General features: G+C 60.6%; 25 protein-coding genes. 17 read left to right on the forward strand and 8 right to left on the reverse strand.

Translation table 11 applies throughout. The annotated features are described in order from the left end of the window. Window positions 1-281: 281 nt before the first annotated feature. The 4 genes from ACA046_RS16585 to ACA046_RS16600 are packed head-to-tail and all read left to right on the forward strand — an operon-like array spanning window position 282 to window position 4,577. Window positions 282-680 carry a cytidine deaminase gene (locus ACA046_RS16585; RefSeq protein WP_152416432.1) on the forward strand — a complete coding sequence of 133 codons (399 nt, stop codon included), beginning with the start codon at window positions 282-284 and terminating at the stop codon, window positions 678-680. 54 nt (window positions 681-734) lie between these two features. Beyond that, entirely contained in the window at window positions 735-2,000 is a 1,266-nt protein-coding gene (locus ACA046_RS16590) for a NupC/NupG family nucleoside CNT transporter (protein WP_497674422.1), read from the forward strand. A 10-nt stretch (window positions 2,001-2,010) separates the two neighbouring features. Continuing rightward, window positions 2,011-3,318, forward strand: coding sequence for a thymidine phosphorylase (gene deoA, locus ACA046_RS16595; protein WP_497674423.1), 1,308 nt, complete (start codon window positions 2,011-2,013; stop codon window positions 3,316-3,318). Next, window positions 3,315-4,577 carry a phosphopentomutase gene (locus ACA046_RS16600; RefSeq protein WP_497674424.1) on the forward strand — a complete coding sequence of 421 codons (1,263 nt, stop codon included), beginning with the start codon at window positions 3,315-3,317 and terminating at the stop codon, window positions 4,575-4,577. The genes deoA and ACA046_RS16600 overlap by 4 nt, the downstream gene beginning before the upstream one ends. A gap of 346 nt (window positions 4,578-4,923) precedes the next feature. Here the strand turns inward: ACA046_RS16600 and ACA046_RS16605 are convergent, their stop codons facing one another. Further along, window positions 4,924-5,673: an SDR family NAD(P)-dependent oxidoreductase gene (locus tag ACA046_RS16605; RefSeq protein WP_497674425.1), complete on the reverse strand. Its 750-nt coding sequence runs from the start codon at window positions 5,671-5,673 to the stop codon at window positions 4,924-4,926. Window positions 5,674-5,771: 98 nt separating this feature from the next. Between ACA046_RS16605 and ACA046_RS16610 the strand changes: the two genes are divergently transcribed. The 4 genes from ACA046_RS16610 (at window position 5,772) to ACA046_RS16625 (ending at window position 8,889) form a co-directional block, all read left to right on the forward strand. Further along, window positions 5,772-6,131, forward strand: coding sequence for a winged helix-turn-helix transcriptional regulator (locus tag ACA046_RS16610; protein WP_497674426.1), 360 nt, complete (start codon window positions 5,772-5,774; stop codon window positions 6,129-6,131). Window positions 6,132-6,329: 198 nt separating this feature from the next. Continuing rightward, window positions 6,330-7,529, forward strand: a complete 1,200-nt coding sequence (locus tag ACA046_RS16615) for a multidrug effflux MFS transporter (RefSeq protein ID WP_459028969.1) — start codon at window positions 6,330-6,332, stop codon at window positions 7,527-7,529. Between the two features lie 130 nt (window positions 7,530-7,659). Continuing rightward, window positions 7,660-7,932, forward strand: a complete 273-nt coding sequence (locus ACA046_RS16620) for a DUF2790 domain-containing protein (protein WP_459028968.1) — start codon at window positions 7,660-7,662, stop codon at window positions 7,930-7,932. A 99-nt stretch (window positions 7,933-8,031) separates the two neighbouring features. Beyond that, window positions 8,032-8,889 carry an SDR family oxidoreductase gene (locus tag ACA046_RS16625; protein ID WP_459028966.1) on the forward strand — a complete coding sequence of 286 codons (858 nt, stop codon included), beginning with the start codon at window positions 8,032-8,034 and terminating at the stop codon, window positions 8,887-8,889. A gap of 119 nt (window positions 8,890-9,008) precedes the next feature. On the opposite strand, the gene ACA046_RS16630 is transcribed toward ACA046_RS16625, so the two are convergent. Then, window positions 9,009-9,233 (reverse strand): DUF2188 domain-containing protein, encoded by a 225-nt coding sequence (locus ACA046_RS16630; RefSeq protein ID WP_003217639.1) that lies wholly within the window; start codon window positions 9,231-9,233, stop codon window positions 9,009-9,011. 137 nt (window positions 9,234-9,370) lie between these two features. Further along, entirely contained in the window at window positions 9,371-10,054 is a 684-nt protein-coding gene (gene deoC / locus ACA046_RS16635; protein ID WP_459028963.1) for a deoxyribose-phosphate aldolase, read from the reverse strand. 129 nt (window positions 10,055-10,183) lie between these two features. Between deoC and deoR the strand changes: the two genes are divergently transcribed. Further along, complete coding sequence (gene deoR, locus ACA046_RS16640) at window positions 10,184-10,942, forward strand: DNA-binding transcriptional repressor DeoR (RefSeq protein WP_076013433.1); 759 nt, start codon at window positions 10,184-10,186, stop codon at window positions 10,940-10,942. Here deoR and ACA046_RS16645 read toward each other — a convergent pair. From ACA046_RS16645 to ACA046_RS16665, 5 genes are all read right to left on the reverse strand, one after another. Continuing rightward, window positions 10,939-11,985, reverse strand: a complete 1,047-nt coding sequence (locus tag ACA046_RS16645; RefSeq protein ID WP_497674427.1) for an aldose 1-epimerase family protein — start codon at window positions 11,983-11,985, stop codon at window positions 10,939-10,941. The two genes, deoR and ACA046_RS16645, sit on opposite strands and share 4 nt — an antisense overlap. After that, a complete protein-coding gene (gene fucP / locus ACA046_RS16650) occupies window positions 11,982-13,313 on the reverse strand; it encodes an L-fucose:H+ symporter permease (RefSeq protein ID WP_076013431.1) in 1,332 nt (443 codons plus the stop codon). Before fucP ends, ACA046_RS16645 begins: the two co-directional genes overlap by 4 nt. Window positions 13,314-13,341: 28 nt before the next feature. Beyond that, a complete protein-coding gene (gene rbsK / locus ACA046_RS16655; RefSeq protein ID WP_497674428.1) occupies window positions 13,342-14,262 on the reverse strand; it encodes a ribokinase in 921 nt (306 codons plus the stop codon). A gap of 105 nt (window positions 14,263-14,367) precedes the next feature. Next, entirely contained in the window at window positions 14,368-15,282 is a 915-nt protein-coding gene (locus ACA046_RS16660) for a site-specific integrase (protein ID WP_459028955.1), read from the reverse strand. 103 nt (window positions 15,283-15,385) lie between these two features. After that, entirely contained in the window at window positions 15,386-16,174 is a 789-nt protein-coding gene (locus tag ACA046_RS16665) for a M949_RS01915 family surface polysaccharide biosynthesis protein (RefSeq protein ID WP_497674429.1), read from the reverse strand. Between the two features lie 470 nt (window positions 16,175-16,644). Between ACA046_RS16665 and arnC the strand changes: the two genes are divergently transcribed. Genes arnC through ACA046_RS16705 form a run of 8 tightly spaced genes read left to right on the forward strand, consistent with a single transcriptional unit; the run spans window position 16,645 to window position 25,959 of the window. Beyond that, window positions 16,645-17,679 carry an undecaprenyl-phosphate 4-deoxy-4-formamido-L-arabinose transferase gene (gene arnC / locus ACA046_RS16670; RefSeq protein ID WP_318302518.1) on the forward strand — a complete coding sequence of 345 codons (1,035 nt, stop codon included), beginning with the start codon at window positions 16,645-16,647 and terminating at the stop codon, window positions 17,677-17,679. Then, complete coding sequence (gene arnA / locus ACA046_RS16675) at window positions 17,676-19,667, forward strand: bifunctional UDP-4-amino-4-deoxy-L-arabinose formyltransferase/UDP-glucuronic acid oxidase ArnA (RefSeq protein WP_459028951.1); 1,992 nt, start codon at window positions 17,676-17,678, stop codon at window positions 19,665-19,667. The genes arnC and arnA overlap by 4 nt, the downstream gene beginning before the upstream one ends. After that, on the forward strand, window positions 19,667-20,551 hold the full coding sequence (gene arnD / locus ACA046_RS16680) for a 4-deoxy-4-formamido-L-arabinose-phosphoundecaprenol deformylase (RefSeq protein ID WP_497674430.1): 885 nt from the start codon (window positions 19,667-19,669) through the stop codon (window positions 20,549-20,551). Before arnA ends, arnD begins: the two co-directional genes overlap by 1 nt. Next, the gene (gene arnT / locus ACA046_RS16685) at window positions 20,548-22,203 is read left to right on the forward strand and encodes a lipid IV(A) 4-amino-4-deoxy-L-arabinosyltransferase (protein WP_459028947.1); all 1,656 of its coding nucleotides are present in this window, start codon (window positions 20,548-20,550) and stop codon (window positions 22,201-22,203) included. Before arnD ends, arnT begins: the two co-directional genes overlap by 4 nt. After that, complete coding sequence (arnE, locus tag ACA046_RS16690; protein WP_003217625.1) at window positions 22,200-22,547, forward strand: 4-amino-4-deoxy-L-arabinose-phosphoundecaprenol flippase subunit ArnE; 348 nt, start codon at window positions 22,200-22,202, stop codon at window positions 22,545-22,547. The genes arnT and arnE overlap by 4 nt, the downstream gene beginning before the upstream one ends. Next, on the forward strand, window positions 22,544-22,957 hold the full coding sequence (gene arnF, locus ACA046_RS16695) for a 4-amino-4-deoxy-L-arabinose-phosphoundecaprenol flippase subunit ArnF (protein WP_497674431.1): 414 nt from the start codon (window positions 22,544-22,546) through the stop codon (window positions 22,955-22,957). The genes arnE and arnF overlap by 4 nt, the downstream gene beginning before the upstream one ends. Continuing rightward, the gene (locus ACA046_RS16700; RefSeq protein ID WP_497674432.1) at window positions 22,954-24,333 is read left to right on the forward strand and encodes a UDP-glucose dehydrogenase family protein; all 1,380 of its coding nucleotides are present in this window, start codon (window positions 22,954-22,956) and stop codon (window positions 24,331-24,333) included. The genes arnF and ACA046_RS16700 overlap by 4 nt, the downstream gene beginning before the upstream one ends. A 3-nt stretch (window positions 24,334-24,336) precedes the next feature. After that, window positions 24,337-25,959 carry an ArnT family glycosyltransferase gene (locus tag ACA046_RS16705; protein ID WP_459028941.1) on the forward strand — a complete coding sequence of 541 codons (1,623 nt, stop codon included), beginning with the start codon at window positions 24,337-24,339 and terminating at the stop codon, window positions 25,957-25,959. The last annotated feature ends 63 nt before the right edge of the window (window positions 25,960-26,022 follow it).

Below are 26,022 nucleotides of genomic sequence, written 5' to 3' on the forward strand. Positions count from 1 at the left end.
AAACGTCCTTGAGGATACGGCTCCATAAGCTGCGCCTGGGCTGGCATCCCGGTATCAGTGGTCGGCAATAAACGCGGAGCATACCTAGGGGAGGGGGAAATTACTTGTGAAAACTACACAACCCCGCGTGCGGCGGGAGTGTTCAAGCCGTTCCGCCAGACACCGCCGTACACGCGCGCAAAAAAAGATTGAATAATCACATCTATTGTTATTTAAATAACACCACAAGAGCGTCACGACCTCCCTGGCCGTGCTCGCAACAAGATGGGATGACCCTGTGAATGACAATTGAAGAACGTTTGATGGAACAGGCAAAGCGTGCCGCCGAGAGCACGTACTCGCCTTACTCCCATTTCCCGGTCGGCGCGGCGTTGCTGACCGCCGACGGTGAGGTGGTACAGGGTTGCAACGTGGAGAACATCTCTTACGGGCTGACCAACTGTGCCGAGCGTAGCGCCTTGTTCAGCGCCATCAGCCAGGGCCATGCGCCGGGCAGTTTCAAGGCTATGGCGGTTTATGCACCCAACGTTTCACTGATAAGCCCTTGCGGTGCCTGCCGCCAGGTGATGCTGGAGTTGATGGCCAAGGATGCGGTGGTGATTTGCCAGGGCAGTGACCCGGCCGCCACGCGCACCTGGACCCTGGCGCAATTGCTGCCGGGCGCCTTCGACGCTTTCTAATCCTGGGCAGGCCTTCGGGCCTGCGTCCGCTTGGTCCATTGTTGAGACGCCTGCATGATCAGTCTTGTCGGAATAGCGACCCTTATTCTCATTGCCATTGCTTTATCCCATCAACGACGCTCGATCAACTGGCGCACGGTTTCGGTAGCGTTTCTGATCCAGGTGTTGATCGGTGCTTTTGCACTGTACGTGCCTTGGGGCCAGACAGTGCTGGCCTCACTATCGGGGGCGGTGGCCTCGCTGCAGCTCTATGCGAACAAAGGCATCGAGTTTCTGTTTGGCGGCCTGAGTTCGCCGCACATGTTTGAAGTGTTCGGCAGCGGTGGGTTTGTATTCGCGATCCGGGTATTGCCGATGATCGTGTTCTTCGGCAGCTTTATCTCGGTGCTGTATTACATCGGCGTGATGGGCTGGATCATTCGGTTGGTGGGCGGCGGCCTACGCCTGTTGCTGGGCACCAGCCGCATCGAGTCGATGGTGGTGACGTCGGCGATTTTCATCGGCCAGTCGGAAGTACCGCTGGTGGTTCGGCCATTCATTGCCAAGCTGACGCGCTCTGAGTTATTCGCGGTGATGGTCGGCGGTTTCGCGGCGGTGGCCGGTTCGGTACTGTTGGGTTACGCCGGGCTGGGGGTGGAGCTCAAGTACCTGATCGCGGCGTGTTTCATGTCGGCGCCCGGTGCGCTGTTGATGGCGAAGCTGATGGAGCCGGAAACCGAATCAGCCCGCACCGAACAGGTGATCGAGGAGCTGGGGCAGGCAGAGAATCGCCCCACCAATATCATCGACGCCGCCGCCGAAGGGGCCCAGGTCGGCTTGCGCCTGGCACTGTCCGTCGGCGCCATGCTGCTGGCATTTATCGCGTTGATCGCCCTGTTCAACGGCCTACTGGGCTGGGCCGGCAACTGGTTTGGCTACCCGCAGTTGACCCTGCAACTGGTGCTCGGGCACGTGCTGGCGCCCATCGCTTTTCTGCTTGGGGTGCCGTGGCACGAGGCGGTCATGGCCGGCGGTTTTATCGGTGAAAAACTGATCCTCAACGAGTTCGTCGCCTATGCCGACCTGGCCAACTACCTGACCCCGGCCAAAGCCGCCGAAGCCGGTGTGCCGCTGTTGTCGGTCCACACCCAAGTGATCGTCACCTTCGCACTGTGCGGCTTTGCCAACCTGTCTTCAATTGCCATTCAACTGGGCGGCCTGACGGGTATCGCCCCGCAACGCCGCCAGGAACTGGCGCGGCTGGGCTTGCGGGCCATGATCGGCGGCACGCTTTCCAATCTGATGAGCGCGGCGATTGTCGGCTTTTTCATCTCACTGTAAGGAGCACAGTATGTGGTTGCCACAAGAAGTGATTCGCCGTAAACGCGACGGGCACCCCCTGGCCGCGATGGACATACAACGGTTTGTCACCGGGATTGCCGACGGAAGTCTCAGCGATGGGCAGGTGGCGGCGTTCGCCATGGCGGTGTTCATCAAGGGCATGGACGTGACCGAGCGTATTGCCTTGACCGAGGCGATGCGCGACTCCGGCCAAGTATTGAGCTGGAATCTGCCGGGGCCGGTCGTGGACAAGCATTCCACTGGTGGCGTCGGCGACATGATCAGCTTGCTGCTGGCGCCGTTGCTGGCGGCCTGCGGCTGTTACGTGCCGATGATTTCCGGGCGTGGCCTGGGGCATACCGGCGGCACCCTGGACAAGCTCGAGAGCATCCCCGGTTACGACTGCCAACCCAGCCCTGAACGTTTGCGCACGGTGGTAGCCGAGGTCGGTTGCGCCATCATCGGCCAGACCGCCAACCTTGCCCCTGCGGACAAGCGCTTGTACGTGATCCGCGATGTGACCGGGTCGGTTGAGTCGATTGATCTGATCACCGCATCGATCCTCGGCAAGAAACTCGCCGCCGGCCTCGACGTATTGATCATGGATGTGAAGACCGGCAACGGCGCATTCATGGCCGAGCCGGAGCAGGCACGAGACTTGGCCGCCAGTATCGTCGCCGTGGCCAACGGTGCCGGGGTCAACACCCGTGCCCTGATCACCGACATGAACCAGCCGTTGGCCCGCAGTGCCGGCAATGCCCTGGAGGTTGCCGAAGCGGTAGCACTGCTCAAGGGCGAGGTGCGCAGTGAACGCCTGTGGGCGGTGACCTTGGCCCTGGCTACCGAGGTACTGACGATGGCTGGCCTGGCGAGGGATGAGGCTCAGGCCCGTGATCAATTACTTCAGGCGTGGCAGAGCGGGGCAGCCTTGCAGCGCTTCGAGCAAATGGTCAGTGCCCTGGGTGGCCCGCAAGGCTTTGCCCACAACCCCGACCGGCATTTACCCAAGGCCGCCGTGTCGGTACCGGTATGGGCCGAGGAGGCGGGCTGCGTCAGCGAGATCGACACCCGGGCGGTGGGCTTGGCGGTAGTGGCATTGGGCGGCGGGCGCAGTCATCCAGACGACGTGCTGGACCTGTCAGTCGGTTTCAGCGAGTTGGCCTTTGTCGGTGAACAGGTGAACGCGCAAAGGCCCTTGGGCTGGGTACACGCGCGCAATACAGAGCAAGCCGAGCAGGGCGCATCCGCCTTGCGCGCAGCCTATGGATTAGGTGGTGAACGCCTGGCCGAACGCAACTTGATCCAGGAAATACTATGAGCAAGGCCATCGTGTTGGTGCTGGATTCGTTGGGCATCGGTGCCAGTGCCGACGCCGCCCTTTTTGGCGACTCAGGCGCCGATACCTTGCGCCACATCGCCGAGGCGTGCGCCCGTGGCGAAGCCGATGGACCGTTGCGCCGGGGGCCTTTGTCCCTGCCGAACCTGGGACGGTTGGGATTGGGGGCAGCAGCGGCGGCCAGTGGCGACGGCCCGTTGCCGGGCGACTGGGGCGACGCTGCATTGAGCGGTGCCTTCGGCCATGCACGGGAGCAATCGTCTGGCAAAGACACACCGTCCGGGCACTGGGAAATGATGGGCGTGCCGGTGTTGTTTGACTGGGGTTATTTCGAAGAGCCGGTCAACTCCTTTCCGCCACAGTTGCTGGCCGACCTGATTGAGCAGGCAGGCTTGCCGGGTATCCTGGGCAATTGCCATGCCTCGGGTACCACCGTGCTGGACGAGTTGGGTGAGGCACACATCCGCAGCAAGCAGCCGATTTGCTACACCTCGGCCGACAGCGTGATGCAGATCGCCGCCCATGAAAGCCATTTCGGGCTTGAAGAGTTGTACCGGGTGTGTGAAATCGCGCGCACCTTGTGCGATGAATACACCGTTGGCAGGGTCATTGCCCGACCGTTCACCGGAGAACACGCGGGTGAGTTTCGCCGCACCGGCAATCGCCGCGACTACACCGTGCCGCCGCCATCGGCGACATTGCTTGATCATCTCTGCGACGCCGGCGGCACCGTGCATGCGGTGGGCAAGATCGGCGACATTTTCGCGCACCGAGGCATCAGCCGGTTGTACAAGGCAGACGGCAACGACGCGCTGTTCGATGCCACGCTCAAGGCTTACAGGGAAGCGCCAGACAACAGCCTGGTGTTTGCCAACTTCGTCGACTTCGACATGCTCTACGGGCACCGCCGGGACCTGGCCGGGTATGCGACCGCGCTGGAAGCCTTCGACCACAGGTTGCCGGAGTTATTGGCATTGATGGACCCGCAAACGTTGCTGGTCATCAGCGCCGACCACGGTTGTGATCCTTCTCGTCCGGGCAGCGATCACACTCGCGAGCATGTGCCTGTATTGGCTTATGGTGCGGGGGTGGCGGCGGGCTGGTTAGGTGAGCGTGAAAGCTTTGCCGATATTGGCCAGACGCTGGCGGCGCATTTGGGGTTGGGGTCGTTGGAGTGGGGGACGTCTTTTCTATCGGAGGCTCGTCGTTCATCGAATACGGGCAACGGCAGCGGCGGATGACTCCGTTATATGCGAATCGACGTTGGTGAAAATCATGAGGAGATTATGTGGGTTGTCAAATCTACAGCATGGAGACCATCACGGACGCATTCATCTGACCATATCTTGGAATGCGTGGATCAGGAGCAGGGCAGGTGTGGGTTTTTCTTGAAATGAAATCTGACCTCATCTCAGTGTGTTACAAGCCTCATAGACATTTCTAACATAATACATCATTTAACATAATATACATTATGCGTAATAATATGATTCATTATCAGGGGCAGTGCCAACCAGATTTAAACCAGCGCATCACGCTCCTCATCGGCCAAACCCAACCCATCTCGATTTGGCCGATGCCCCTGAATCACACCTGAGCGAAACCACCATCCACAAACATCTCGCTGCCCGTCATGAAGCTGCTTTCATCCGACGCCAGAAACAATGCCGCATTCGCCACTTCATCTGGCAAACCCATACGACCCAACGGCACGCGCGTCACCATCGAATCGACAATCGCATTTTTCTGGCCGGTACCCGACAGCGCTCGATCCAAACCCGGTGTCGTCGTCGGCCCAGGTGAAAGCACGTTGACCCGAATACCCGTGCCTTGCAGATCCAGCGCCCAGCTTCTGGCGAAGTTTCGCAGTGCACCTTTCGAGGCGCTGTACACGCTGAACGCTGCGGTGCCCATCGAGGCTGTCGTCGAACCGGTCAGCACGATCGAGCCGCCGGCGCTCATCAAGGGCAACGCGTTTTGTACGGTGAACAGTGTGCCTTTCACGTTCACGCCAAATGTACGATCAAATGATTCCTCGGTGATTGATCCGATGGGTTCCAGATCCCCCAAGCCTGCATTGGCAAACAACACATCAATCTGGCCTTTGTCGGTTTTGATCTGGGCGAATACCCGCTCCAGATCCTGCAGATTTGAAATGTCGCCCTGGATTGCAATGGCGTCATGCCCGATCAGGACCAACGCTTTGTTCAGTTCCTCCTGCCGACGCCCGACGATAACGACCTGTGCACCTTCGGCAGCAAAACGTATGGCACTGGCCAAGCCAATCCCGCTGTTGCCACCGGTGACGACTGCGATTTTTCCGTTGAGCCTGTTCATGAGTGTTTCCTGGAAATGTTGAGGCTCAAGCGTAGATCTGCGCTATTGTTTTGAATAGTATGCACCTTTTGGTAAGTACCCAGCCTGAGGGCACAAACATGTCGATTAGCACCTTTAATTGCGGGCTCGACGCCGCCCTGGCGGTGATTGGCGGGAAATGGAAACCGTTGGTCCTGTACCACCTGGCCCACGAAGTTCACCGTTATGGCGAGCTGCGGCGTGCAGTTGGCGGCGTGACGGATAAGGTGCTGATCCAGCAGTTGAAGGAGCTGGAACGCGATGAAATCATCAATCGCATCGACTTCAAGGAAATCCCGCCGAAGGTCGAATACTCCCTGACCCCATTCGGGCGTTCGCTGGCCAAGGCCTTGGGGCCTCTTTGCCAATGGGGCACCGAGCATATGCTGGCGGTTGAACGCATCAGCGAACGCCGAACAGGCGCCCTCGCCCAGCCTTAGGTTCACGAAATACTTAACTCGACTAAATGGATATTTAGTTGAGTTAAATCAATACCTTACGAATATATTGCGTGATCAGGGACCGTTCGCGACACCCATCCCCTCATGACTATGTAGTGAGTCTGTAAGCACCGGCTTGTATGCACCGAGGGTGATCACTAAGCTGGCCGCTCTTTTTTACCGCCGTCCGGAATCACCATGTCTCGAAGTATCGCCCACCTCGCCCTGCTGCTGGGGTTGATCACCGCCGTCGGCCCGTTTGCCATCGACATCTACCTGCCGGCTTTGCCAACGCTGGGTGCCAGCCTGCATGCCTCGCCCGCTGCGGTGCAGATGAGCCTGACGGTGTTCTTCATGATCATCGGTGTATGCCAGCTGTTCTACGGCCCGATCAGCGATGTGTTCGGGCGCAAACCGCCGATCTACGCCGGCCTGGTGATCTTTATCGTGGGCAGCATTGGTTGCGCCCTCGCCCCCTCCATCGAAGCGCTGATCGGCTTCCGGGCGTTGCAGGCCTTTGGCGCCTGCGCCGGGATGGTGATTCCCCGGGCAATTGTCCGTGACTTGTACACCGGCCATGAAGCCGCACGCTTGATGGCCTTGTTGATGCTGGTGGTGAGTATTTCACCGATTCTCGCACCACTGGCGGGCAGCCTGATCATTGCGGTATGGAGCTGGCGCGAAGTGTTTCTGGTGCTGGGTGTGGCCGCAGTGCTGTGCCTGGTCATGACCGCCGTGCAACTGCCGGAAACCCACCCCGCCGAGCGCCGCCTGGGCAAGACCCTGGGCAATGCGTTCGGCAGCTACGGCGCGCTGCTGCGCGATCCGGTGTTTACCGGCTTGTCGGTGGTGGGCGGTTTTGGCCTGGCGACGTTCTTCGTGTTCATCGGCAGCGCGCCGTTCGTTTACATCGAGTATTACGGGCTCACGCCAACGCAATTCAGCCTGTGCTTTGCCCTCAACGCAGCGTCGTTTTTTGCCCTTAGCCAACTGACGGCGCGCTTGAGTGCCCGCTTCGGTTTGGCCCCTTTGATTCGTTGGTCGGTGGCCGGCGTGGCGACCGTCATGACCTTGCTCGCCCTTACCACACTGTGGGGCAACAGCCTGCCGTTGATGATGGCGCTGCTGTTTATCGGCTTTGGTTTCCTCGGCCTGCTATTGCCGGCGGCCGGGGTGTTGTCCCTGGAAGATCACGGCGCCGTCGCTGGTTCTGCATCGGCATTGTTGGGTGCGATCCAGATGATCACCGCGGCCGTGTGCATGGCGGTAGTGGGTGTGTTCGCCGACCACACACCGGCGCCGATGTTGATCGGTATCGCACTCAGCGCTGTGGCGGCGATGCTCACCGTGTGGTGGACGCTGCACCGCCTGCCGGCGCACCTGCAGCCTCAGCAATGAACATAAGCGCCTGCGCGCATCGATTTGGCTGATGTCTGCTATTGGCCCGCAGGCGTTCATCCCCCCGGCAGGCGCTTTGTAGAATGAGCCTCACAGTCAAGCCACCACCTTCGTGGTGTCGGAGGTTCTCATGCGTTATTTGCTTATTGCCGTGCTGGGCCTGTTCAGCACACTGGCCGTCGCCCAGGGCGAAACCCCGGCGCCCACCGTGACTGCCAGCGCACCCGCCAGCGAGTCGTACGACTACTCTCAGGACCTGGATATCGCCAAGGTGGTGCGGGTCAGTACCGAGTCATCCACCGAGTGCGGTCCGGTCAAGGGCCACATGGTCTACATCGACAGCCACGGCGTGCGGCATGAGCTGGACTACATGCGCCTGGGCGATGCCTGCCAGCACGGTTGATCGCAAACCATTCGTCGGGCCTCGCGGGAATCGATTACAACTATTGCCGCGCGCAAAATCACTAATCCATAGAACCCGTTGTGATCTATGGAGATTGAGATGACTGACTACCCACGCCCACCTTTCGCCAGCCAGGCCCAATCCGTTCCCGGTTCGCAGAAGAAGATGGACCCCTACCCCGACTGCGGCGAAAAGAGCTACACCGGCTCCGGCCGCCTGGCCAACAAGATCGCCCTGATCACCGGCGCCGACAGCGGCATCGGCCGCGCCGTGGCGATTGCCTTTGCCCGTGAAGGTGCCGACGTGGCCATCGCCTACCTGGATGAACACGAGGACGCGAAGGAAACCGCACGCTGGGTAGAAGAAGCCGGTCGCCAGTGCCTGCTGTTGCCCGGGGATCTTGCGCAAAAGGCCAATTGCCAGGCGATTGTCGACCAAACCGTCGAGCAGTTCGGGCGTATCGACGTGCTGGTGAATAACGCAGCGTTCCAGATGACCCACGAGACTCTGGGAGAGATTCCCGACGAGGAATGGGTCAAGACCTTCGATATCAACATCACCGCGATGTTTCGCATCTGCAAGGCCGCCCTGCCACATATGAAGGCCGGCGGGTCGATCATCAATACCAGTTCGGTGAACTCCGATATGCCCAAGCCGACGTTGCTGGCGTATGCCGCCACCAAGGGCGCGATTGCCAACTTTACCGGCGGCCTGGCGCAGCTCTTGGGCAGCAAGGGCATCCGTGTGAACAGCGTGGCCCCGGGGCCGATCTGGACGCCGTTGATTGTCTCGACCATGCCCGATGAGGACGTGAACAGCTTTGGCAGCGAGACGCCACTGGGCCGCCCGGGGCAGCCGGTGGAGGTGGCACCGATCTATGTGCTGCTGGCGTCGGATGAGGCGAGTTACATCTCCGGATCGCGCTATGCCGTGACCGGTGGTAAGCCAATTCTCTAAGGCAGGACGCCAATCCAATGTGGGAGCGGGCTTGCTCGCGAAAGCGAAGTGTCAGGCAATACATGAGTGACTGATCCACCGCCTTCGCGAGCAAGCCCGCTCCCACATTTGGTACTCGGTTAGCCTGGAGATCGTGTCGGATCAGCTTTGCGCGGGTACGTACGCTCCTCCTGAATCCGCCCGTCCATGCTGTGAATCCTCAACGACGCCGTCTTGTCGCTGAGAAACTCCTTCGCCAACTCGACGATCGCCTCTTTGGTTTCCGCCGTTTTCGACGGCCGCGCCGAGCCCTGCTTGGTCAGTGCCCAACCCGTGCCGGTCTTGTTGATGTTGTAGGTATCCATGGTCTGCTCCCTTGACTGAATGAACACGGCACGCGGCAAAACCCGCGCCCTACTTATTGCGAGCGCGGGTGCCGGGCAGAGTTCAAGGCAGTTGGCGGATCAGGTTACAGGCGGGCCTACGGTCAATCCGATCTGGATCAGTAACCGCTCGCAGCCGTCATCACGCCGCCCACAATCGCTATCCCCGAACTGCTGCCCAATCGTGTTGCCCCGGCATTGATCATCTTGATCGCCGTCTCATAATCGCGCACGCCACCGGAGGCCTTGACCCCAACCCCAGCACCCACGGTTTTGCGCATCAGTGCCACGTCTTCAACGGTTGCGCCGCTGCGGCTGAACCCCGTGGACGTCTTGACGAATGCCACGCCCAAATCCCGGCAGATCTCGCACGCCTGGACTTTCTGTTCGTCGTTGAGCAGGCAGGTTTCCAGGATCACTTTCAGCGGCACGGCGCCGCTGGCCTTGTGGACCAGGGCAATGTCATCGCGCACCGCGTCCAGCAGCCCTTCCTTCAACCAACCGATATTGAGCACCATATCGATCTCCCCTGCCCCGGCGGCAATTGCCCGTTGGGCTTCAAATGCCTTGGTGTCACTCAGGCCGGCACCCAGCGGGAAGCCCACCACCGCACAAATCACCACGCTATCGTCGGTCAGGCACGACGCCGCGTAAGGGACCTGGCCTGAATTCACGCAAACCGAATAAAAGCCATGTTCCTGGGCTTCTCCACACAAGGTGCGGATCTGCTCACGGGAGGCATCGGGAGCCAGCAAGGTGTGATCGATGTACTTCGCCAATGCCGCGGGTTGAAGAGTGTTCATTTAACGAGTCCTTGCCTGTATGTTGCCAATGTTCGTGTACCGCTTGTCACAGCGCTCACATAAAATACGTTACAATACTCACACTTAATGTTACTTATTTAACACAAACAATCAAGCCCTGGAATACTCGTGGACAGTAGAAAAGCCGAGCGACTCAAGCTTATCCAACAAGCCTTGCAGGACCAGAACGCCATTCACCTGAGGGAAATGGCCGCGCTGCTGGACGTGTCCGAGATGACCCTGCGCCGGGATCTGAGCCACTTCACCGATCACTTGCGCCTGCTCGGTGGCCATATCACCCGGGTCGGCAGTGAGGCCAGCGATTATCGGGTAGCCGATCAGGACACCCGCCACGTCGAGGAAAAGCGTCGCATCGGCAAGCTCGCCGCCCGGTTGATACAACCCGGTGACACGGTATTTTTCGACTGCGGCACCACCTCGCCCTTTGTCATTGATTTCATCCCTGATGAGCTGGAGTTCACCGCGGTGTGCAGCTCGTTGAACGTGCTGCTCAGGCTGCAGAACAAGCCCAACTGCCACATCGTGTTATGCGGCGGCACCTTTCACCGCAAGAACCAGGTGTTTGAAAGCAGTGCCGAGAGCAGCATTCTCGACAGCGTGCGCCTGACGTGGGCCTTCGTTACCGCTGCGGGCGTCAGTCAGGAGTTCGGCGTGACGTGCTTCAACTTCAATGAAGTCGAGGTCAAGCAAAAGGTCCTGCGCCAGGCCCAGCAGCGGGTGCTGCTCGCCGACTTCAGCAAATTCGACACAGTGCGCACCGCTCACTTCGCCACCCTGGGCGACTTTCAGTACGTGGTCAGCGACAAGAAAATCCCCCGCGCCTACAAGGACGCCATTCAGGCCAGCGGCGCGCAATTGCTGGTTTAACCCAGCAACCTCTGCCGCTCTTGCGCATTCAAGTAGCCGGTGGTCACGCTGAACGAAGCGCTGGCCCCGGCTGCCAGCTGACGCACGTGACCTTTGGCTTTCTCGGCGTTGTAGCCTTCGGGCTCGCAGGTTGACGGGAGCACGAAGGCCGCCACTTGTTGATCCGGCGTGTGCAAGATCCAGCGTGCGGCGTGCTCGAACTGTTCGGGACGGTAACGGGTGTAGAACGCCGCGCCATCGCTATGCTCCAGCAGAAAGTGCGCGTGGCCCGTGGCGTCGGTACCCACGCCGTCTAAGAAAAACACAATCTCAGGGTCATACAGCGCCGGCTGATCGAGGCAGGCCAACTGGGCTGGATGCTCGGCCAGCTGCGCCATGTAGGCGCTCCAGTCGGGTGTTGGCTTGACGTGGTCCGGCACGCTGGTACGCAGGCGCAGGCGCTGCATACCCAGCGGCTCGACGAACCGGCCTCCCGCAACATAGGCGTAGTTCATGTGGGCCATGTACATCAGGTCCATGGGCTTGCCGGCCAGGTTGGTCACGTCCATGTCGATGTCGAACACGGCCGAATCGGCGCGCAGTGTCACGCTCGGGCACGCCCGGTAACGATCGCCGAATCCCTTGGCGTATTGATACGAGCCGCCCAGGCGCACAAAGCCCTCGCCTATTTCCAGCCACGCCGTGTCCATGGGCGCGCAGGGCATTTCACCGTGCAGCGCATGCGTATCATCCGGCGCCGGGCAACCATTGCGCAGCAGGCCACTGTGGAACATGAAGCAGCCGTAGGTATCGATGATCGTCGGGCTGGGACGGGGCTGTTCAAACAGGTTGCTCATGGTCAGGTCGCAGCCGTCGAACACGGCCGACCAGATCATCTGCCCTTGATAAGGCAGCACGACAAGCCGCCCACGACTGTTCTCCAGGCTCACCGCCAGCACGCCGGACGGGTACGTCCAGGCGCTGACCTTGAAATCTCCAGACTGCAACAGGATCTTTTCCTGCTCGCCAAACACCGCACGATACAGCGGCATATGCGTGTTCATGAGGCCACCGCTGCTGCCGAGCCCAACGGGGCGGTGTCTGACTGGCGCAGGCATTTGACCGCATAGATCACGATCACGATAAAGCACAGCAACGGGACGCTATAGGCCAACTGCATGTTGCCCCCGCTGGCGTCGGACAACAGGCCCTGGAAGATCGGAATCACCCCGCCGCCGACAATGCTCATCACCAGCAATGAACCGCCGACGCCGGTGTCCTCGCCCAGGCCATCGATGGTCAAGCCGTAGATTGTCGGCCAGCATGGACCGAGGAAAATGCTCACGCCGACCGCTGCGTACACCGCCGAGATGTTCGGCACCAGAATGGTGTAGGCCAGCAGCACGATGCACAGCACGCCGTAAATCGCCAGGACCCTGGCCGGGTGCAGTCGGCGCATCAGCAAGTTGGCGATCATCTTGCCGACAAAGTAGGCGGCAAAGGTGGTGAGCAGAAACCATGAAGCACTGCGTTCATTCATGCCGCCCATTTGCATGGCCAAGCGGATGGTGAAGCTCCACACGCCCACCTGCGCGCCCACATACAGAAACTGCGCGAGTACGCCAAAGGTGAAGCGCGGGTTACGCCACAGCCGTCCCAGGCTTTGACGCAGGCTCCCGGGCTTGCTGTCGGCCGGCTTATTGCCCTTGCAGGCCGGGAACCTGGTGATGGCGATCAGGATAAACATCAGCACCAGCACAGCGATCATCCACTTGTAGGGCAACAACGTGGACTGAATCATTTGCAACTGCTGCACCGCCGCCTCGGAGACACTCATCTGCTGCAGTTGTTGGGTGGTGGCGTCGGTGTCCTTGAACATCACGAAGCTGCCTACGTACACCCCGGCCATGGCGCCGAAGGGGTGAAAGGTCTGGGAGATGTTCAAGCGCCGGGTTCCGGTTTCCCGTGGGCCCATCAGTGTCGAGTAGGTGTTGCACGCTGTCTCCAGGAACGACAGGCCGGCAGCAATCACGAACAGCGCCAGCAAAAACATCCCGTACTTGGCCGTGGACGCGGCCGGGAAAAACAACAGGCAGCCGAACATGTATAGCAGCAGGCCGATCAGGATCGTGGTCTTGTAGCTGAACCGACGAACCACCATCGCGGCCGGAATCGCAACAAAGAAGTAACCGAGGTAAAACGCCGACTGCACAAAGGCGGTCTGGAAATCACTGAGCAAAAACGCCTTCTTGAAGTGGGCGATCAGCACGTCATTCATGCTCGCCGCAGCCGCCCACAAGGCAAAGATGCTGCACAGCAGGATAAAGGCGAACCAGGGCGTGCGGTTCAGGTAGAAACCATCGGGTGTCTGTTGCAGCGCAGGTTTGTTCATTATTGTTCTCCGGGCTGGGTAGAGGGAGTTAGCGCTGTTGCTGGAAGCGGGCGAATGCTTCGCTGTCGGGATAAGAGGTCTGGGTACCCAGCGCCGTGACCGAGCACGCCGAATACGCCACCGCCTGCTCCATGGCATGACGGATTTGGCCGTCGCGGCTCCAGTGCTGCACAAAGCAACCGATAAAGGCGTCACCGGCGCCGGTGGTGTCACGGGCGTCGACCCGCTGACCCGGCACCTTGAATTCGCCCTCCTCGCCCACGTACAGCGCACCGTGTTCGCCGAGGGTGACGATCACGTGACGAATGCCGCTGGCGACAAGGGTGCGTGCAGACGTGCGGGCCGAGTCCGGCGAGTCCACGACTTGGCCAGTAATCAACGCCAGTTCGGATTCGTTGGGGATCAGGAAATCCAGCTGCGCCAAGTGCTCAGCGCTCAACCCTGCCAACGCCGGCGCCGGATTGAGCAGCACGGCGATGCCATGGCGGTGAGCGAATTCGATGGCGTAGTAGACCGTCGGCAGATTGATCTCCAGTTGCAGCACGATCAGCGTGCACCCACGCAGGTCGGCGGCCGCCGCGTCGATATCCGCCGGCAGCAAATGCGCATTGGCGCCCTTGACGATCAAAATGCTGTTGTGGGAGTCGGCCCGCACGAAAATCGGCGCCACGCCGCTGGACACGCCGGGCACCCGCTGTACATAACGGGTGTCGATACCAAAACGCTGGAAGTTGGCCAGCGTGTTGTCGGCAAACATGTCGTCGCCGACTTTGCTCAGCATCAACACATCCGCCCCAAGCTTGGCTGCCGCCACCGCCTGGTTGGCCCCTTTGCCGCCGCAACCCAGGGCAAAGCCCGGCGCTTCCAGGGTTTCGCCCTGGACCGGCATGCGGTCGATGTAGGTGATCAAATCCACCATATTGCTGCCGATGACTGCGATCTTGCCCATTGCTATTCCACCTTGTTGCGTCACGACCAGGCAGGTCGTGACGCTTTTGTTTTGTTATTTAAATAACATTAGGTGTGAATATTCAATCTTTTTTTTGCAAGGGCGCTACAAATCAAATCGATCCACCGCCCGCCGCCGCTCATTGTCGTCACGCACGTCATAGTTGGCGGTGGTCTGGATATTGGTGTGGTGCGCCAGCTTCTGGGCGATGGACAGGTCGTACTCTTCAATCACCCGGGTGATGAATGAGCGCCGGAAATCATGGGGCATGATCTTCACGCCGACTTGTTCGCCGCGCTGGCGGGCGATGTAGTAAATCGCGTGCTTGGTGATGCGCTCGCGGGTGATATGGCTGCCCCGGCGAATGCGGTTGAACAGGAACGTATCGTCCTGCTCACCGGGTTTCAACTGGCTACGACGGAACTCCAGCCACGCCTCCAGCTTGGCAAAAGCCCAGGCGGGCGCGTACTTGATCAGTTGTTTGTTGCCCTTGCCGGTGACCTGCAGGCTGCGCTCGTCAAAATTGACCTGGCCCAGCTCGATATTCACCGACTCCGACTTGCGCATGCCCGAGCCATACAGGATCCCGATCACCGCTGCATCCCGCAGGCCTTGGGGGCGCGGGTCGGCGGCGCAGACCTCCATCAACTCACGAATCAATGTGCGCCGCAGGTTGCGGCCCTGGCTCAGCCGGGTGCCGGCCATGGCCTTGACCGAGCGCATCTTCAACAGGTGATCCTGGCTGATCAGGCTCATGCGCCAGGCTTCGTTCATCACCCCGCGCACGGCGTTGACGTACAGCGAGGAGGTGTTCGGCGCATAACCGTCTTCCCGCAGCGCCGCCACCAGGGCCATGACGTGTTCGGGTTGCAGCAGGTGCCAGTCGATGTCTTCGAGGTTGATGTCTTCAAAGCCCAGGCGGTCGGCGGCGTCTTGCAGCACGTAGCGCATGGTCAGCTGGCTGGAAGGCGCCAGGCGGGTGAGGTAGAGGGTCAGCGGGTTGCGGGTAGACTCAGTCAAGGTAGATCAGCCTTTGGATTAAATATGTCGACTAACCATCTGTTTAATCGACATATTTAGTGAATTGGCGAGCGCCGAGTCTAGCGCAGGTCAATCCATGGGGCTATTCCTGATCGTCTTCCGTCGGGGCTGGCGTCTGCTGCTGGCTCCAGTTGGTGTCCTGCTTCTGCATCAAGGCAAACCAGTGCTGGCGCATGAACGCCAGGTACGGTTTGGGCGCCTTGGCAAAGTCCTCCTCGTCGCCATAACAGCCGGGCAGCGGCAGCTCGGTGCCCTGCTCCTTGTACTGGCTGACCAGCGCTTGCTGGGCGGCGATGCTGCAATCCTTGGGCAACGGCATGCCTTGCAGGGCGCCGGCGTCTTCATCCCACCAGCTGGCGCCATAGCGGTCGATGCCGCGCAGGCGGTACTTCTGCGACTTGCCGATGTGCATGATCAGCTTGAAATCATTGGGGCTGACATCGCTGGTGCAGGTACGGCTGTAACCCACCGTCACCTGGCTGATGCCGTCACCCAGCAGGTCGGTAACCCTGGTGGCGTCGGTGTTGTAGTGCGCCCCCGCGTCGAACTCGCAATGCTGTACATCGTCGTAGAGCATCCACAGCCGCTTGGGCCGGTCACCGTCGAGCAGGTACTGGGCCGCATAGACAAAGGCTGACTGTGCGCCATCGTCATCGCGTTCGCTGACTTGCTCTGCAAGCACCAACAGGTTCTTGCCCTGTTTATCGCTCCAGGTGAAGGCGCCGACCTGTTTACCCCGCACTTCTACGCCATCGGGCACCTGGTCGATGGCCGTCAGTGCCACGCCGTCATCGGCCCGCACGCTCGTGGCCCAGGCCACCGTCATCAACAACACCATCAACATTGGCCGTAAACGCTGCACGCTATTCATCCGACTGCCCTGGCAAGAGATGGCTTACTTTACCGGCACTTGCACGGCATTGCAGAGAAGATTGTTCAGGAATGAGCCCGCGCGCGGGAAAACACCACTGCCCCGCCACACCCCGCGAAGACAGGGTTGTGCGCATTGATGCTGTTTACCTGAACCCTAGCTGTCTACCTGCCAGAAAAACGACTTTTTCATCTGCGTTTCATATTCGTTGAACATTTTTGCGCTTAATCTTGGCGGCACGACTTGAGAACAAACCGTAACTTGCAGCTTAACTCGTTGATTACGCTTTACCTTTAGGCGTTTTGGTCTTTACTCACGTTAGCCATGGAAGACCCCACCGTCACCTGTCAGGACTCACGAATGAATGCCATGAATCCACGTTATTTTTAATCAGGCGCCTGCTTCTCCAAGCTGTTGATGACTGCTGTCTTTACGCTTCAAGTTGCTCTAACCCCCGAGGTAATGAATCTTTGAAACCCTACCCAATTCATTGCGTGTCGATCGTTATCCCGGTCTACAACGAACAAGAAAGCCTGCCTGAACTGCTGCGCCGCACCATGGCCGCCTGCAAGCAACTGGCCTACGAATACGAAATCGTCCTGGTGGACGACGGCAGCCGCGACAACTCCGCGCAATTGCTGGAAGACGCCGCCGCCCTCGAAGGCAGCAACGTGGTCGCGGTGATCCTCAACCGCAACTACGGCCAGCACGCCGCGATCATGGCCGGCTTTGAGCATTGCCGGGGCGACGTCGTGATCACCCTGGACGCCGACCTGCAAAACCCGCCGGAAGAAATCCCGCGTTTGGTCGAGCAGGCCGCCCTGGGTTACGACGTGGTTGCCACCGTGCGCAACAACCGCCAGGACTCAGCTTTCCGCCGCTGGCCGTCGCGCTTGATCAACCTCGCCGTGCAACGCTCCACGGGCGTCGCCATGAGCGACTACGGCTGCATGCTGCGCGCTTACCGCCGCACCATCGTCGACGCGATGCTCGCCTGCCGCGAGCGCAGCACCTTCATCCCGATCCTGGCCAACAGCTTTGCGCGCCACACCACGGAAATCCTGGTGCACCACGCCGAGCGTGAACACGGCGAGTCCAAGTACAGCCCGATGCGCCTGATCAGCCTGATGTTCGACCTGCTGACCTGCATGACCACCACACCATTGCGTCTGTTGAGCATCGTCGGTTTCAGCCTGGCGGCCCTCGGGATGCTGTTTGCGGTCGCATTGATCGTGCTGCGCCTGGCCTTCGGTGCCGGCTGGGCCGGTGACGGCATGTTCGTGCTGTTCGCCGTGCTGTTCGTGTTCACCGGTGGCCAGTTCATCGGCATGGGCCTCTTGGGTGAATACCTGGGCCGCATGTACAGCGATGTGCGGGCCCGCCCACGGTTCTTTATTGAAAAAGTGCTGCGCAACCAACCGGCAGCGCCGGCCGAGACCTTCACGGTCGACGGCCTGACCTCCTCCCACACTTCTACTTCTCCTTCCGATCAGGTTTCGTCATGAATTCAAAAGCTGTTGTCTTCGCTTACCACGATATTGGCTGTGCAGGCATCGAAGCCCTGCTCAATGCGGGTTACGAAATTGCTGCCGTGTTCACCCATGCCGATGACCCCAAGGAAAACAATTTCTACGGTTCCGTCGCGCAACTGTGCGCCCGCAACGGCATCCCGGTGCACGCCCCGGAAGACGCCAACCACCCGCTGTGGATTGAGCGCATCGCCAAGCTGAGCCCGGACTACATCTTCTCGTTCTACTACCGCAACCTGCTGAGCGAAGCCCTGCTGGCCACCGCCAAAAAAGGCGCGTTCAACCTGCACGGCTCCCTGCTGCCACAATACCGTGGCCGCGCACCGGCCAACTGGGTGCTGGTCAACGGCGAAACCGAAACCGGCGTGACCCTGCACCGTATGGTCAAGCGTGCCGATGCCGGCGCGATCCTGGCCCAGCAGAAAGTCGTGATCGACCGCACCGACACCGGTCTTACCTTGCACGCCAAACTGCGTGACGCCGCCACCAACCTGCTGCGCGACGCCCTGCCACAACTGGCCCAAGGCAAGCTGACCGAAACCGCCCAAGACGAAAGCAAAGCCACCTACTTCGGTCGTCGCACCGCAGCAGACGGCAAGCTGGACTGGAAAAAACCGGCTGAAGAACTGTTCAACCTGGTTCGCGCCGTTACCCAGCCTTACCCGGGTGCCTTCTGCGCCGTGGGCGAGCACAAGCTGATCGTCTGGAGCGCTGAAGTCGTCAAAGGCAACGAAGGCCTGGCACCAGGCCGCGTGATCAGCGTCAACCCGCTGCGCATCGCCTGCGGCGAAGACTCCCTGGTGGTCAAGTTCGGCCAGCGCAACGAAAACGGCCTGTACCTGGCCGGCCCGTCCCTGGCAGATGAACTGGGCTTGGTGGACGGTTCCGTCCTGCGCGGTGCCGAGTCCGGCCGCAAGCCACGCCGCACCCGCGTGCTGATCCTGGGTGTGAACGGCTTTATCGGTAACCACCTGTCCGAGCGCCTGCTGCGTGATGACCGTTACGAAATCTACGGCCTGGACATTGGTTCCGACGCGATCGAGCGCCTGCGCAGCCACCCGAACTTCCACTATGTGGAAGGCGACATCAGCATCCACTCCGAGTGGATCGAGTACCACATCAAGAAGTGCGACGTGGTCCTGCCGCTGGTAGCCATCGCCACCCCGATCGAGTACACCCGCAACCCACTGCGCGTCTTTGAACTGGACTTCGAAGAGAACCTGAAACTGGTTCGCTACTGCGTGAAGTACAACAAGCGCGTGATCTTCCCGTCGACGTCCGAAGTGTATGGCATGTGCCAGGACCAGTACTTCGACGAAGACACCTCCAACCTGGTGGTGGGCCCGGTCAACAAGCAGCGCTGGATCTACTCGGTTTCCAAGCAACTGCTGGACCGCGTGATCTGGGCCTACGGCGACAAAGGCCTGAAGTTCACCCTGTTCCGTCCATTCAACTGGATGGGCCCGCGCCTCGACCGCCTGGACTCGGCCCGTATCGGCAGCTCCCGCGCCATCACCCAGTTGATCCTGAACCTGGTGGAAGGCACGCCAATCCGTCTGTTCGACGGCGGCGAGCAGAAGCGCTGCTTCACTGACATCGCCGACGGCATCGAAGCCCTGGCCCGCATCATCGATAACGACAACGATAACTGCAACGGCCAGATCATCAACATCGGTAACCCGGAGAACGAAGCCAGCATCCGTCAGTTGGGCGAAGAACTGCTGCGTCAGTTCGAAGCTCACCCGCTGCGCAGCAACTTCCCTCCATTTGCCGGTTTCCGCGACGTAGAGAGCAAGGCGTTCTACGGCACCGGTTACCAGGACGTGGCTCACCGCAAGCCAAGCATCGACAACGCCAAGCGCCTGCTGAACTGGGAGCCTACCGTCGAGATGAGTGAAACCATCGGCAACACCCTGGATTTCTTCCTGCGTGAAGCCATGCTCGAAATCGCGGACAAGCGTTGATGCAAGCGGGTCTACGCATCGACGTCGACACCTACCGGGGCACCCGCGAAGGCGTGCCAAGGTTGTTGGAGTCGCTCGACGAAGCCGGGGTCAAGGCGACCTTCTTCTTCAGCGTCGGGCCGGACAACATGGGGCGCCACTTGTGGCGCCTGATCCGCCCGCAATTCCTGTGGAAGATGCTGCGCTCCAACGCTGCCGGCTTGTACGGCTGGGACATTTTACTGGCCGGCACTGCCTGGCCGGGCAAACCCATCGGTCGCGACCTGGGGCATTTGATGCGCCAGGCCAAGGCTGCCGGGCATGAAGTCGGCCTGCACGCCTGGGACCACCATGGCTGGCAAGCCAACACCGGAAGCTGGAGCGACGCACAACTGATCGAGCAGATCCGTCGTGGTGTCGACACCTTGAGCGACATCCTCGGTGAGCGCATCGACTGCTCAGCCGCCGCCGGCTGGCGTGCCGATGAGCGCGTGGTGCAAGCCAAGCAATCGTTCAACTTCCGTTACAACAGCGATTGCCGTGGTACCAGCCTGTTCCGGCCGACCCTGGCGGATGGCAGTGCCGGCACGCCACAAATTCCGGTGGACATGCCGACCTTCGACGAAGTCGTGGGCCCGGTGGTGGCCGCCAAGGATTTCAACGCGTACATCCTCGACCGCTTCAAGCCGTCGAAGCTCAACGTCTATACGATCCACGCAGAAGTAGAAGGGATTCTGATGGCCAATGATTTTCGCCAGTTGCTCGCCCAGGCAGGGCAGCGCGGCATTCAATTCAAACCGTTGGGCGACCTGTTGCCCGCCGACCTGAGCACCCTGCCCCAGCAACAGCTGGTGCGCGGTGCGCTGAGCGGCCGTGAAGGCTGGCTCGGAGTGCAAAAGGCATGATCCGGCGCTGGGCCCTGCCCCTGCTCCTGCTGGCTTTCGGGGTGTTCTACCTGATCCCGTTGGCCACCCATGGCCTATGGATTCCCGACGAAACCCGCTATGCGCAGATCAGCCAGGAAATGCTGCTGACCGGCAAATGGGCCTCGCCGCACTTCATGGGGATTCGCTACTTCGAGAAGCCTGCGGCCGGCTACTGGATGATCGCGCTGGGCCAGGCGATCTTCGGCCAGAACCTGTTCGGCGTGCGTTTCGCCTCGGCCTTGAGCACCGGCTTGAGCATCCTGCTGGTGTACTGCGTGGCCCGGCGTTTGTGGAACGACCCGCGCAAGAGCCTGGTCAGCGCCGTGCTGTACATGAGTTTCGTCAGCGTCGCGTTCCTGGCGGGCTATGCCAACCTCGATCCGCAGTTCACCTTCTGGGTCAACCTGACCGGCGCCGCGCTGTGGTTCTGTTTCGACAGCACCACGACCCGTGGCCGCTTGTGGTCGTGGGCCTTGCTCGGGTTCGCCTGCGGCATGGGCTTCATGACCAAGGGCTTCCTCGCCTGGTTGTTGCCGGTGTTGATTGCCCTGCCCTACATGCTCTGGCAAAAACGCTTCCGTGAACTGCTCACCTATGGCCTGGTGGCCGTGGCCGTGGCGATTCTCGTGAGCCTGCCCTGGGCCCTGATGGTGCATGCCCAGGAACCGGATTACTGGAACTTCTTCTTCTGGCACGAGCACATCCAGCGCTTTGCCGGGGACGACGCGCAACATGCCGAGCCGTTCTGGTACTACCTGCCGCTGCTGGTCGCGTTCAGCCTGCCGTGGATGGCGTTGCTGCCGTCCACCGTGAAACAGGCGTGGCTGGAAAAGCGCAGTGCCAACATCGGCTTCCTGCTGCTGTGGCTGCTGATGCCGCTGGCGTTCTTCAGCCTGGCCAAAGGCAAACTGCCGTCCTACATCATGCCGTGCCTGCTGCCTCTGGCGTTGTTGATGGGGCATACCCTGGCAAACAAACTGGGCCAGGCCCGTGGCCGCGTATTGCGCATCAACGGCTGGCTGAACCTGATCATCGGCGTGCTGGGCCTGCTCGCCCTGACCTGGTTCCAGTTGAAGAAGCCGGTGTATGAGCACGGTCAGGAAACCCTGAGCCTGGTGCTGGTGTTCGTGTTCCTGTTCGGCTGGATCCTCGCCAACCTGCTGCAAGCCGCCCGCCCGTTGCAGATGTGGGCCGCGCCGGTGGTTGGCAGTTGGTTGCTGGTGGCGCTGGTGCCGGCCGCGTTGCCGCACTCGGTGGTTTATAACAAGACCCCGGACCAGTTCATCATCGATCACCTCCAGGAACTGCAGCCGACCACTGCGTTGCTGAGCAACGACCTCGGCGCTGCATCGGCCTTGTCGTGGCGCCTGCAGCGGCCTGAAGTGATGCTCTACAACACCGTTGGCGAAGTGAAATACGGTATCGCCTTCCCGGACACCGCTTACCGCAAGATCGATGCCGCCAGCGTCCAGCAATGGATGAGCGATGCGCGCAAACAAGGTTCGGTGGGCGTGGTGATGCGGGTCAAAGGTGACGACGAACGCCAGGAAGTTGACCTGCTGCCTAAAGACGGCAAGCGTTACGAGCAGGGCAATATCGTGATTTTGATCTACCCGCAGAGCGCGCCATGACCACTCTGCTGCTGTTGTTAGGTGCGTGCCTGCTGACCTGCATGGGCCAGGTGTCCCAGAAGTTTGCCGTGGAAGGCTGGCGTGACCAGCCCGACGGCTGGGCCTTGAAGCTGCGCTCGCCGTGGCTGTGGTCGGCGCTGGTGTGCCTGGGCCTGGGTTTGCTGGTGTGGCTGCTGGTGCTGCAACGCCTGGAAGTCGGCATCGCCTACCCGATGCTCAGCCTCAACTTTGTACTGGTCACCCTGGTGGCGCGCTTTGTGTTCCATGAACACATCGATGGCCGCCACTGGTTCGGTGTGCTGCTGGTGATTGCCGGTGTGGTGCTGCTGGGGCGTCAGGTATGAGTCGCGCTCGCGGTTTTGCCCTGGCCCTGGGCAGCGTTGCATTGGTCAGCGGTGCCCAGTTGGGCATGCGCTGGAGCATGACGCGCCTGCCGCTGCCCACTGAATGGCTGACAGCACTCGACACCGGCGCCATAGACCTCGGCGCACTGAGCGTGGTGATCCTGGCGATCATCGCCTATGCCCTGTCGATGCTCTGCTGGCTCGGCGCCCTGAAAGATTTACCGCTGGGGCGCGCCTACTCGCTGCTCAGCATCAGCTACGCGTTGGTCTACCTGCTGGCCGCCAGCCTGCCGGTGTTCAACGAACATTTTTCGCTTTCAAAAACTGCGGGGGTGGCCTTGGTCATTCTCGGAGTCCTGACTATCAACTCTCGTCGTGCTAGCACTACAAGTCCCAGGAATGCCCCATGAAAATCAGTGTATTTGGTAGTGGTTACGTCGGTCTGGTGCAGGCCACTGTATTGGCCGAAGTCGGTCACGATGTCATCTGCATGGACGTAGACGAGAACAAGGTCAAGTTGCTGCAACAGGGCCACGTGAGCATTTTCGAGCCGGGCCTGGCGGCGATGGTCAAGGAAAACCTCGAAGGCGGACGCCTGACGTTTACCTATGACGAAAAACTCGCGGTCGAACACGGCGAAGTGCTGTTCATCGCCGTGGGCACGCCTTCGGACGAAGACGGCTCGGCCGACTTGAAATACGTGCTGTCGGTAGGCGATGCGGTGGCCCGTCACCGGATCGACCCAGTGATCCTGGTGGAAAAATCCACCGTGCCTGTCGGCACCGGCGACACCTTGCGCGCCCACATGGAAAAAGCCCTGCGCATTGCGGGCCGCCACCTGGACTTCGATATCGTCTCCAACCCGGAATTCCTCAAGGAAGGCTCGGCCGTCGCCGACTGCCGCCGCCCGGACCGTATCGTCATCGGTTGCGAACGCGAAGAAGTGCGCGAGGTGATGCGCGAGCTGTATGCACCGTTCAACCGCAACCACGACCGCATCATCTTCATGGACCTGCGCAGCGCCGAACTGACCAAGTACGCCGCCAACTGCATGCTGGCCACCAAGATCAGCTTCATCAACCAGATCGCTGAACTGGCCGAACACCTCGGCGCGGACATCGAAGCCGTGCGCCTGGGCATTGGTGCCGACTCGCGTATCGGCTACCACTTTATCTACCCGGGCTGCGGTTATGGCGGTTCGTGCTTCCCCAAGGACATGCGTGCCCTGATCCACAGCGCAAAAGCGGCCAACTGCTCCAGCGACCTGCTGGAAGCCGTGGAAGCCATCAACCAGCGCCAGAAGAGCAAGCTGTTCGAGCGTGCCAACGCGTTCTTCAAGGGCGACCTGCGGGGCAAGACCTTCGCCTTGTGGGGCCTGGCGTTCAAACCCAATACCGACGACATGCGCGACGCACCCAGCCGGGTGCTGATGGAAGCCCTGTGGGCTGCCGGCGCCAATGTGCGCGCGTTCGACCCGGAAGCGATGCAGGAAACCCAGCGTATCTACGGCGATGACCCGCGCCTGATGCTGATGGGTACCCCGGAATCGACCTTGAGCGGCTCCGACGCCTTGATCATTTGCACCGAATGGCAGCAGTTCAAGGCACCGGACTTCGACTTGATCCAGCAGCGTCTGAAAACCCCGGTGATCTTCGACGGTCGCAACCTGTACGACGGCGAGCGCCTGGCGCGCAAAGGCATCCAGTACTTCCCGATGGGCCGCGGCGAATCCTGCCAGTTGCCGATCCCCCAGCAAAACTGGGCGCCTCAGGCCGAGGAAGCCTAAGACGTGGACAAAGTTCATCCGCCCCTGCTCAACCCGACGATCCGCCGACACTCATGGGTACTGGGGCTCCTGGCACTGATCCTGTTTATCGCGGGCAACTGGAACCAGGCGATCATCGGCTTTGATTCGCGCTTCGTGCTGTTCGCCCAGGAGATGCTGCGCCATGGGCCGGGATTCTTCCCGACGACGTATGGCCAGCCTTACGCCGATTACCTGGCCACTTCGACGCTGCTGACCTGGCTGCTGTCCTTGCCCCTGGGGCAGGTCACCAGCCTGACGGCCTGGTTGCCGACGGCCATTGCTTCAGCGCTGATCGTGGTGCTGGTCTACCGACTGACAGCGCCCTACTCCCGGCGCTGGGCGCTGCTGAGCATCGCGGTGATGCTGCTCAGCAGTACCTTCATCAGCGAAACCCGGGCGGTGTCACTTGACCAGATGCTGGCCGCAGTGGCCCTGGCGGTGTTTTACCTGGGTTATGCCCATGACCATTTCGGCGCCTGCCGTCGTCTGCATTGGCTGTTTCTGCTGTTGATCCTGGGGTTTGCGATCCGTGGGCCGATCGGTCTGGTAATTCCCACGGGCATGTTGTGCAGCTATTACCTGATCAATCGTCAATGGCGGCAGTTGTTCAGTTTTGGCCTGTTGGCGTTGGCGTTGCTGGCGGCGTGCGTCGGCCTGTTGTTGTTGCTGGCCAAGCTCAGCGGTGGTGAAACCTTCATGCAGGACGTGATCCGCATGCAGTTCCTCGGCCGCATGGACGGCACCGAAGGCTCCGGCAGCGTGCTGTATTACTTCAGCAGTTCACTGGGCAACTACGCGCCGGCGTACCCGCTGGCCGTGCTGGCACTGCTTGCGGTGGCGGCTGGCGGTCGCGAGGACAAAGGCCCTGCGCTGAAACTGGTGCTGTACTGCCTTGCCGCCGGCTTGATCGTGATGATCGGCTTGTCCGTGCCCCAGGCGAAAAAAGCCCGCTATGTGCTGCCGATGCTGCCCATGGCGGCGATCATCGCGGCGTACCCATTCCAGGTAGCACGGGGAAAACTGTTCGCCGGGCTGCGCTGGCTGATGCTGGCGCTGTGGACGGTGATTCCGGGGCTACTGATCGCAGGTTTGTTCGTGGCGCGCCATCGCTTTCCTGAGCAGATCGGCAGCCTCAACCCGGTGTTCGGGATCCTCATCGCACTCCAGACGCTGACCTTGGGCTTTCTGTTCAACCGGCGCCTTCGCTACCTGGGCCCGGCCTTCGCAGCGGTATTGGCAGTGTGGTTGGCGTATATCGTGATGGTCGAGCCGCTCGAGCGCCGCCTGTATGACACGCGCACCTTTACCCTCCAGGCCCACGCACTGACCCAGCAACAACCGGCACCGCTGGTACTGCATGCGCTCGGAAAGGACGCCAAGGCCATCAAGTTCATGGTCAACCTCGATTGCGACCGGGTACCGTTGTTTACCCAGCTGCCCGCCGATCTGGCGCCGATCCAGGCACCGGCCTGGCTGATCATGAGCCAGTCGGACTATGAGGGGTTGAGCGACCCGCGCTTTCGCTCACTGCAACCGGTGCTGACTGGTGAGTTCGACAAGAACCCCTACGTGCTGCTGCATTTGATCAAAACCGCGCAACCTTGATACTGGGTGCGGGATAAGCGGCGTAGACCGCTTATCCCTCGCCAGTACTTTCCGTAGTTATAA

The organism is Pseudomonas sp. LBUM1641 (assembly GCF_059716235.1).